A 427-nucleotide genomic window follows, 5' to 3' on the forward strand; every position below is an offset into this window, starting at 1 on the left:
TCACTATTCCAGTTCTTGTCGACATGGCAGCGCGGTCATTGCCCCTTTTGCGGTTGTCGCCAGCGCCCCACAGCGCTGCGCCAGCGTGATGACCTCTGAAAGACGGGCCTGGCCATCACGAGCCAGACCGAACAGCAGCCCGGCGACGAAAGCATCCCCCGCGCCGGTGGTATCAATGCATTCCACGGGTGATGCAGGATAGTGCGTCAACGCGCCTTTCTGCCAGGCGGTGACGCCCTCTTTTCCCTGCGTCACCAGCACCAGCCTGGCCGGACAGGTGCGCATCAGCGCCGCCAGCCCCTCATGGACCTGCGCATTTCCGGTTAAGAACGCCAGTTCTTCCACCGAGATTTTCACCACATCTGCACAGGCTAATGCCCGCTCAAGACACTGACGCAGCTCGACTTCATCGTGCCAGAGATCGGCG

The 427-nt window shown here is 61.6% G+C and carries 1 protein-coding gene; it reads right to left on the reverse strand.

What is annotated here, in order from left to right; translation table 11 throughout:
• Window positions 1–3: 3 nt before the first annotated feature.
• Window positions 4–427, reverse strand: a 424-nt coding sequence (locus tag RTW80_RS27425) for a PfkB family carbohydrate kinase (RefSeq protein ID WP_312721244.1), incomplete at its 5' end; no start/stop codon positions are given.

This window comes from Escherichia sp. AM3 (assembly GCF_032029835.1).
GTDB lineage: Bacteria > Pseudomonadota > Gammaproteobacteria > Enterobacterales > Enterobacteriaceae > Escherichia > Escherichia coli.